Source organism: Nocardioides aequoreus (assembly GCF_000720335.1).
Taxonomy (GTDB): domain Bacteria; phylum Actinomycetota; class Actinomycetes; order Propionibacteriales; family Nocardioidaceae; genus Marmoricola; species Marmoricola aequoreus.
Window position 1 is genome coordinate 489,355 of the sequence record NZ_JOJN01000003.1, and the last position, 6,106, is coordinate 495,460.

At 71.7% G+C, this 6,106-nt stretch carries 8 protein-coding genes; 4 read left to right on the plus strand and 4 right to left on the minus strand.

Going from position 1 to position 6,106, the window contains the following annotated elements; genetic code table 11:
* Positions 1–6: 6 nt before the first annotated feature.
* A complete protein-coding gene (locus tag IG63_RS23275) occupies positions 7–765 on the minus strand; it encodes a hypothetical protein (RefSeq protein WP_211249254.1) in 759 nt (252 codons plus the stop codon).
* 273 nt (positions 766–1,038) lie between these two features.
* On the opposite strand from IG63_RS23275, the gene cspE reads away from it, so the two are divergent.
* Together cspE and IG63_RS22615 are read left to right on the plus strand one after the other, a co-directional pair.
* Positions 1,039–1,242, plus strand: a complete 204-nt coding sequence (cspE, locus tag IG63_RS0108810) for a transcription antiterminator/RNA stability regulator CspE (RefSeq protein ID WP_030484001.1) — start codon at positions 1,039–1,041, stop codon at positions 1,240–1,242.
* A 155-nt stretch (positions 1,243–1,397) separates the two neighbouring features.
* The gene (locus IG63_RS22615; RefSeq protein WP_157210082.1) at positions 1,398–1,556 is read left to right on the plus strand and encodes a hypothetical protein; all 159 of its coding nucleotides are present in this window, start codon (positions 1,398–1,400) and stop codon (positions 1,554–1,556) included.
* A 3-nt stretch (positions 1,557–1,559) separates the two neighbouring features.
* On the opposite strand, the gene IG63_RS0108820 is transcribed toward IG63_RS22615, so the two are convergent.
* The 3 genes from IG63_RS0108820 to IG63_RS0108830 are packed head-to-tail and all read right to left on the minus strand — an operon-like array spanning position 1,560 to position 4,274.
* Positions 1,560–3,731, minus strand: a complete 2,172-nt coding sequence (locus IG63_RS0108820) for a heavy metal translocating P-type ATPase (RefSeq protein WP_030484003.1) — start codon at positions 3,729–3,731, stop codon at positions 1,560–1,562.
* Entirely contained in the window at positions 3,728–3,931 is a 204-nt protein-coding gene (locus tag IG63_RS0108825; protein ID WP_030484004.1) for a heavy-metal-associated domain-containing protein, read from the minus strand. The genes IG63_RS0108820 and IG63_RS0108825 overlap by 4 nt, the downstream gene beginning before the upstream one ends.
* Before the next feature lie 25 nt (positions 3,932–3,956).
* A complete protein-coding gene (locus IG63_RS0108830) occupies positions 3,957–4,274 on the minus strand; it encodes a metal-sensitive transcriptional regulator (protein WP_030484005.1) in 318 nt (105 codons plus the stop codon).
* 127 nt (positions 4,275–4,401) lie between these two features.
* On the opposite strand from IG63_RS0108830, the gene IG63_RS0108835 reads away from it, so the two are divergent.
* Both IG63_RS0108835 and IG63_RS0108840 read left to right on the plus strand, forming a co-directional pair.
* Positions 4,402–4,998, plus strand: coding sequence for a DUF47 domain-containing protein (locus tag IG63_RS0108835; protein WP_245604366.1), 597 nt, complete (start codon positions 4,402–4,404; stop codon positions 4,996–4,998).
* Between the two features lie 6 nt (positions 4,999–5,004).
* The gene (locus tag IG63_RS0108840) at positions 5,005–6,006 is read left to right on the plus strand and encodes an inorganic phosphate transporter (protein WP_030484007.1); all 1,002 of its coding nucleotides are present in this window, start codon (positions 5,005–5,007) and stop codon (positions 6,004–6,006) included.
* Positions 6,007–6,106 lie beyond the last annotated feature (100 nt).

A 6,106-nucleotide genomic window follows, 5' to 3' on the forward strand; every position in this document is an offset into this window, starting at 1 on the left:
GCCACGCTAGTGGCGCACCGACCGCACGACCGCGGCGAACTCCCGCGGGTCGACGTCGCCGCGCCGCAGCACCTCCCGGGCCCCCGACGGCGAGACCAGCCGGGCACGCCACGACGGCGACCCCGGGGAGCCGACGACGTCGACCTGCACCTCGGGGTCGGCGAGGTCGAAGCTGCGGCTGCCCTCGCCCCGCTCCACGCTGAGCGTGCTCCCGCGCAGGGTGACCACGCTCGGGGTGAGCGCGCTGACCGCCCACAGCGCCGCCCCCGCCAGCAGGGCGAGCCCCAGGGCGGTGACGAGCCGACCGGAGTCGGTCTCGGCGAGGTAGGTCAGCCCGAGCAGCACCGCGCCGATCGCGGACACGACGAAGACCAGCCCGGCGACGTACTGCAGCGCCGGCCGGCCCTCCCAGCGCAGGTACGTCGCGGGCTCCGGCTGCAGTTCGGCGTCCGGCTCGGGCTCCGGCTTCGGTTCGGGCTCCGGCTCTGCCTCGGCCTCTGGCTCGGGCTCCGGCTTCGGTTCGGGCTCCGGCTCCGGCTCCGGCTCCGGCTCTGGCTCGGCCTCGGCCTCTGGCTCGGGCTGGGGTTCGGGCTGGGGTTCGGGCTCGGGTTCCGGGTCCGGCGTCTCCTCGAGCACGGTGCCGTCCTCGGTCACCAGGGTGCCGTCGGCGTAGCGGTAGAGCCAGCCCGACCAGGGGCCGGCGCCGTCGTGGAACTCCCACGAGCCCTCGGGCGATGCGGGCGTGTCCTGGGCCTGCTGCGCCACGGAAGGGACCTCCTCGTCGGCCACGTCTCGTGGCGCTGTGCCGACACCAACGCGGGGTGCGCTGCCCTTCGGCTTGGGGGATTGCTACTGTCGTGCACACAGGGTGCGAGTTCCAGCGGTTACAACAACGCCTGTTGGAGTTTGTGATCCAACGGCGTTCTTCTCTTGGCTTTCCAGGCTTGCGAGGCGGGACGGCGTATCACCGCAGCCTGTGCGGGTGTCACCGAGGTGGTGCACCCAGCCTGAGAAAACCACGCAAGGAGAACAATCAGCATGGCCAACGGAACCGTCAAGTGGTTCAACGCCGAAAAGGGTTTCGGCTTCATCGCGCAGGAGAACGGCGGCGACGACGTCTTCGTCCACTACTCCGCGATCCAGTCGCAGGGCTACAAGTCCCTCGACGAGAACCAGAAGGTCGAGTTCGACGTCACCCAGGGCCCCAAGGGTCCCCAGGCGGAGAACGTCCGCGCGCTCTGACGCACGACGACTTCTAGCAACGGCGAAGGGCCCCGACCGATGGTCGGGGCCCTTCGTCGTCCCCGGAAGATGCCCCGGGTGGGTCATGTTTTGGGGGGTGGTGGTGCGGGTAGCGTGTCCATCGAGCCGCTATCGATCCGGGGAGGGATGGAGTCGTGGACCAGTTCGACGTGCCACTCGAGGACGACGAGCTCATGGACGAGGTCGAGCTGACCGCCAACCTCATCGTCGCGGCCAACCAGAGCCCCGAGCACCTCTCGGCCGGCGAGATCGACCGCATCCTGGGGGTCACCCCCCACCAGCGCACCGCCTGAGCCTCACCCCCGCCAGCGGCGCAGCCGCAGCGAGTTGCCCACCACGCACACGCTGGAGGCGGCCATCGCGCCCCCCGCGAGCATCGGGTCGAGCAGGCCCAGGGCCGCGACCGGGATGCCGACGGTGTTGTAGGCGAAGGCCCAGAAGAGGTTCTGCCGGATCGTCGTCAGGGTGCGTCGCGAGAGCCGCAGCGCCGTGGCCACGAGCCGGGGGTCGCCGCTGACGAGGGTCAGGTCGCCGGCCTCGATCGCGGCATCGGTGCCGGTGCCCATGGCGATGCCGAGGTCGGCCTGCACCAGGGCCGCGGCGTCGTTGACGCCGTCGCCCACCATCGCGACGCGCTCGCCGGCCTGCTGCAGCGCGCGCACGTGGGCCAGCTTGTCCTCGGGGCGGACGCCGGCGACGACCTCGTCGATGCCGAGCCGGTCGGCGACGTGGTGGGCGGCGGTCTCGTGGTCCCCGGTGAGCAGCACCACCCGCAGGCCGAGGTCGTGCAGCGCCCGCACGGCGGCTGGGCTCTCCTCCCGGAGCGTGTCGCCCACGGCGACCACCGCCCGGGGCTCGCCGGCCACGGTCACCAGCACGGTGGTGCGTCCGGCCTCGCGCCCCGCGCGCACGGCGTCGCCCAGGTGAGCCGGGAGCGACGCGGGGTCGGGGGCGCGACCGACCTCGACGGCCCGGCCGTCGACCGTCCCGCTCACACCGAGCCCCGGCCGGCTGACGAAGTCGTCGACGACCGCGCCCGGCACGGCGTACGCCGCGACGGCGCGGGCCACGGGGTGCTCGCTGGCGGTCTCCAGGGCCGCGCCCAGGCGCAGCGCCTCGTCGTCACCGGCCGTGGCGTGCACCTGCATCCGGCCGGTCGTGAGCGTGCCGGTCTTGTCGAGCACCACGGTGGTGACCTGGCGCGAGGACTCGAGCACCTCGGCGCTGCGGATCACGATGCCCAGCTGCGCCGCCCTCCCGGTGCCGACCATCATGGCGGTCGGCGTGGCGAGGCCCAGCGCACAGGGGCACGCGATCACGAGCACGGTGACCGAGGCGGTCAGGGCGGCGTCGGCGTCACCGGTGAGCAGCAGCCAGGCCAGTGCCGTGACCACCGCGACCACGAGGACGACCGGCACGAAGACGCCCGAGACGCGGTCGGCGAGGCGCTGGATGGGGGCCTTGCCGTGCTGGGCCTCGAGGACCGAGCGACGGATGCGGGCGAGCAGGGTGTCGCGACCGATGCGGGTCACCTCGACGACCAGCCGGCCCTCGGTGCTGAGGGTGCCGCCCACGACCTCGTCGCCGGGCTGCTTCTCCACCGGCAGGCTCTCGCCGGAGACCATCGACTCGTCGACCGCGCTGCTGCCACGCACCACGCGGCCGTCGGTCGGGACCTGGGTGCCGGGTCGGACCACGACGAGCATGCCGGGCCGCAGCTCGTCGACCGCGACCTCGCGCTCCTCCTCGCCCTCGAGCAGCACCGCCCGGCTCGCGCCCAGCTCGAGCAGCGCGTGCAGCGCCGAGCCGGCCCGGGCCTTGGCCCGGGCCTCCGACCACCGGCCCAGCAGCAGGAAGGTCGTCACGACCGCCGCGACCTCGAAGTAGGGGTGCGTGTGGGCGGCGCCGTGGCGCACCAGCTCGTAGACCGACCAGGCCATCGCCGCCGTGGTGCCGATCGAGACGAGGGTGTCCATGGTCGAGGCGAGGTGGCGGGCGTTGACCAGCGTCGCCCGGTGGAAGGGCCAGCCGGCCCAGGCCCACACGGGCAGCGTGAGCGCGAGCTGCAGCCAGGGCAGCCGCGGGACGCCCGGGGCCATCGCCAGGACCACCACGGCCACGGTGAGCGGCACCGCGACCAGCAGCCGGCGGCGCAGCAGGTCGGCCGGGAGGTCGTGGTCGTGCTCGCCGCCCTCGCCCTCGACGGGGAGCGTCGCGGTGTAGCCGGTGCGCTCGACCGTCGCGACGAGGGTCGCCTCGTCGCACCGCGCGGCGTCGTACTCCACGTGCGCCGAGGCGGTCGCGAGGTTGACGCTGGCGGTGACGCCGTCGAGCCGGTTGAGCTTCTTCTCGACCCGGCCGACGCAGGAGGCGCACGTCATCCCGCCGACGAGCAGGTCGACCGTAGCGCGCTCGGGTGCGCCCTCGGCGGCGCTCTCGGGGGAGGGGGCGGAGACGGGCTGGGTCACCCAGACGTCACCTCGTAGCCCGCCTCGTCGACCGCCTCGGCGACCTGGGCGTCGGTGAAGCCCTCGCCCTCGACGGTCACGGTGCCCTGCTCCACGTCGACCTCGACGCCGGTCACCCCCGCGAGTGCGCTGACCTCGGTGGTGACCGCCTGGGCGCAGTGGCCGCAGGTCATGCCGGTGACGTCGTAGGTGGTGCTCATGGGTCCTCCTGGGTGGTGGGTGGGATCAGCTCTTCAGCAGCCGGGTGATGGCGGCGCTGGCCTCGGCGACCTTCTCGCGGGCGTGCGCACGGCCGGCCTCGCCGTCCTCGGCGACGCTCGTGACGGCGTCCTGCACGCAGTGGCCGAGGTGGTCCTCCACGAGACCGACCGACACGCTCTGCAGCGCGCTCTTGACCGCCGAGACCTGGGTCAGCACGTCGATGCAGTAGGTGTCGGACTCGACCATCCGCTGCAGGCCGCGCACCTGGCCCTCGATGCGACGCAGGCGCGTGAGGTACTCCGCCTTGCGGTCGTGGTAGCCGGGACTCTCGGGCGCGCTCATGAGGCCACCATATACCCCAGGGGGGTAATGGACGACGGCCCGGACGACCTCAGGTCTCGGGAGGCCCTAGCATGTCTCCGGATCTTGACCCTCTGGTGCGGAGTGAACAGTGGCCTTTTTCAAGCCCGTGGACAACGCGTTCTACGAGCTCTTCCAGACCTCGGCCTCCCATCTGGTGGAGGGAGCCGGGATCCTCGCCGAGATCCTCGACGTCGACGCCGACCGGGAGGACGTCGCGCGGCGCATGCGCGACGCCGAGCACCGCTGCGACGAGACGACGCACGAGATCGCCAAGCGGGTGAACAACACCTTCGTCACGCCCTTCGACCGCGAGGACATCTACTCCCTCGCCTCCGGCCTCGACGACGTCATGGACCACATGGAGGAGGCGGTCGACCTGACCAACCTCTACGAGGTCCGGGCGCTGCCCGTCGAGGTCGCCGAGCAGGTCGAGGTGCTGCAGCGCTGCGCCGAGATCACCGCCGAGGCGATGCCGCGGCTGCGGTCGATGAAGGACCTCTCGGAGTTCTGGATCGAGATCAACCGGCTCGAGAACGCCGGTGACAAGAGCTTCCGCAACATCCTGGCGCTGCTCTTCAGCGGCAAGTACGACGCCCTCGAGGTGCTCAAGATCAAGGACGTCGTGGAGTCGCTGGAGAGCGCCGTCGACGCCTTCGAGCGCGTCGCCAACATCATCGAGCAGATCCACGCCAAGGAGTCCTGACCCGCGATGGAGCTCGCGATCATCATCGCGGTCGTCGTCGTGGCCCTGGTCTTCGACTACACCAACGGTTTCCACGACGCGGCCAACGCGATCGCCACCTCGGTCTCCACGCGCGCGCTGACGCCGCGCGCCGCGCTGGCGATGGCGGCGGTGATGAACTTCGTGGGCGCCTTCCTCGGGCAGAAGGTCGCCCAGACCGTGGGGGAGACGATCGACCCCGGGTCGGGGGCCCACGGCCTGGTCATCGTGATGGGCGGCCTGGTCGGCGCTATCGCGTGGAACCTGATCACCTGGTACTTCGGGCTGCCCTCGTCGTCCTCCCACGCCCTGATCGGCGGTCTCGTCGGCTCGGCGCTCGCGGCCGGCGCCTTCGTCAACTGGGCGACGGTCATCGAGAAAGTCGTCATCCCGATGGTGCTCTCGCCGCTGGTCGCCTTCGGTCTCGGCTTCCTGGTGATGGTCGGCATCATGTGGGGCTTCCGCAACGCCGCCCCCGGCAAGGTCGGCTCGGGCTTCCGGCTGGCGCAGACCGTCTCGGCCGCCGCGATGGCGCTGGGCCACGGCCTGCAGGACGCGCAGAAGACGATGGGCGTGATCTTCCTGGCGCTGCTGGCGGGCGGCTACGTCGCCGCCGGCGACCCGCTGCCCTTCTGGGTGATCTTCGCGGCCGCCGCCGCGATCTCGCTGGGCACCTACTCCGGTGGGTGGCGGATCATGCGCACGCTCGGCCGCCGGATCATCGACCTCGACCCGCCGCGGGGCTTCGCCGCCGAGTCGGTCGCGGCCAGCGTGCTCTACAGCACCGCCTACGTCTTCGAGGCGCCGATCAGCACCACCCACACCATCACCAGCGCGATCATGGGCGTGGGCGCGACCAAGCGGGTCTCGGCGGTGCGGTGGGGCGTGGCCCGCTCCATCGTCACGGCCTGGGTGCTGACCTTCCCGATGGCGGGCGCCATGGCGGCCGGCACCTACCTGCTGCTGCGCTACGTGCTGCAGCTGCCCTAGCTGTGATGCCCAGGCACGTTGGTCGAGTTCGTGTGACGTGACGATCTGAGGGCTGTAGACGGGTGAAGACCTCCCGATGTGAAGTGGAGCTGTTGAGAAA

Excerpts from the sequence above, each read along its gene's own strand:
- cspE (WP_030484001.1), top strand. The coding sequence starts at position 1,039 with ATGGCCAACGGAACCGTCAAGTGGTTCAACGCCGAAAAGGGTTTCGGC.
- IG63_RS0108825 (WP_030484004.1), bottom strand. The coding sequence starts at position 3,931 with ATGAGCACCACCTACGACGTCACCGGCATGACCTGCGGCCACTGCGCC.
- IG63_RS0108840 (WP_030484007.1), top strand. The coding sequence starts at position 5,005 with ATGGAGCTCGCGATCATCATCGCGGTCGTCGTCGTGGCCCTGGTCTTC.
- IG63_RS0108830 (WP_030484005.1), bottom strand. The coding sequence starts at position 4,274 with ATGAGCGCGCCCGAGAGTCCCGGCTACCACGACCGCAAGGCGGAGTAC.